The organism is Parasphingorhabdus sp., assembly GCF_049667325.1.
GTDB lineage: Bacteria > Pseudomonadota > Alphaproteobacteria > Sphingomonadales > Sphingomonadaceae > Parasphingorhabdus.
Map to the genome: position 1 here is coordinate 1 of NZ_JBATHY010000153.1, position 1,631 is coordinate 1,631.

Consider the following 1,631-nt stretch of genomic DNA (forward strand, 5'->3'; position numbering starts at 1 on the left):
TTGATGTTCGCGGCGAAGTTTTCGTCGCGCTTTGCTCCGCCGCCAGTCGCCTGAATATAGGCAAAATCGACGCCCGTCGCACCGGCAACATGCCATATGATCTCGCCATGACTCTGGTTGACGGAAATGCCCTGCACCGGATATTGGTCCCGGGCCGGCGCCCAGCCGACCGCGATATTGCGCAGGATAAACGCAATAACCAGCAACACGACGGCAATGGTGACCAGGCTGATCAGTGTTTTTCTAATGTCTCGATTGGCCACTCTGGTTTCCTGATGCGCAGCGGAAGAATCACTTAGTTCTTGATATGTAATACGCAGATCAGCGTGAAGAGCCGGCGCGCGGTCTTGAAGTCAACCTCGATCTTTCCATCCAGCCGCTCGACGAGCAATTCCGCGCCCTGATCATGGACCCCGCGCCGTGCCATATCGATGGTTTCGATTTCGGCAGCGCTGGCTTTGCGAATCGCCTGATAATAGCTGTCGCAAATCGCAAAATAATCGCGGATCGGTCGACGAAACCGGCCAAGCGCAAGGATCAGCGTCTCCAGCGGTTCGCCGTTTTCGCGGCCAATGGAAATGACCAGCCGGCCTTCCTCGACGCTAAGCTGGAGCTGATAGGGGCCGCCATAGTCATCATCATGTTGTTTGAGCGGTTTGAAATAATTCTCTTCGATCAGATCGAAGATCGCGATCCGCCGTTCCTGTTCGATGTCGGCATTGCGCCACAATATCGTGGCTTCGTCGAGAGAGACGGATATGATGCGCGGATCTGGCATTGCGCCCTGTTGCCGCAGCACCGGTCTCAGGACAAGGGTTTTTGCAGTGCAGCATGACAGCCAAATATTTTTCCACAGGACTGTCCCCCGAACTTTACGAGAATTTTCGTTCGGGCTCTTGCCCTGAATCGATTCAGGGTCGATGAAGCGCCATGGCCGAATTGATGCGTTTCCAAAATGATGAACATGAAGAACATCGCTTGCCGCGCAATGTTGAGGCAGAGGCTACTTTTCTTGGTGCTCTGCTGATCGACAATCGCGTTGCGGAAGACGTGCAAATCCGGCTGCGTCCGGAACATTTTTACGAACCGTTGCACGGCAGAGTTTACGAACAGGCGCTAAAACTGCTCGACAAGAATATGGTGGCCACTCCGGTGACGTTGAAGCCCTATTTCGAATCGGACGAAGCGATGAAGGCGCTTGGCGGACCGTCCTATCTGGCGAAATTGACCGGAGATGGCGCCGGTCTGATCGGTGCCCGCGATTTTGCCAACCAGATATATGATCTGGCGCTGCTACGCGAATTGGTGAGCGTCGGACGTACTCTCGTTGAGAGCGCGCTCGATACCAGCGAGACAGTGGACCCGAAAGAACAGATCGAGGAAGCGGAAACCGCGCTCTATCGCGTGTCCGAAGGCGAAGCGCAGGAAGGCGGCGTCCGCTCGTTCCTGCAGGCATCGACCGAAGCATTGACCAATGTCGAACGGGCCTTCAACAGCGGCGGCAAGGTTTCCGGTATCACCACCGGTCTGACCGATGTGAACGCCAAAATGGGTGGCCTGCACCGAAGCGATTTGCTCATTCTTGCGGGTCGTCCGGGCATGGGCAAGACATCGCTCGCCACCAATATCGC

Annotated in this window: 2 protein-coding genes and 1 pseudogene; 1 reads left to right on the plus strand and 2 read right to left on the minus strand. The window is 55.7% G+C overall.

Annotated features, from left to right (window positions below):
• Positions 1-263 (minus strand): annotated as a pseudogene (locus tag WBM93_RS07105) (hypothetical protein); the annotation flags it as partial.
• Positions 264-295: 32 nt separating this feature from the next.
• Positions 296-778 (minus strand): UPF0262 family protein, encoded by a 483-nt coding sequence (locus WBM93_RS07110; RefSeq protein WP_424430105.1) that lies wholly within the window; start codon positions 776-778, stop codon positions 296-298.
• A gap of 152 nt (positions 779-930) precedes the next feature.
• Between WBM93_RS07110 and WBM93_RS07115 the strand changes: the two genes are divergently transcribed.
• The coding region (locus WBM93_RS07115) for a DnaB-like helicase N-terminal domain-containing protein (RefSeq protein WP_424430108.1) at positions 931-1,631 on the plus strand (701 nt) is incomplete at its 3' end.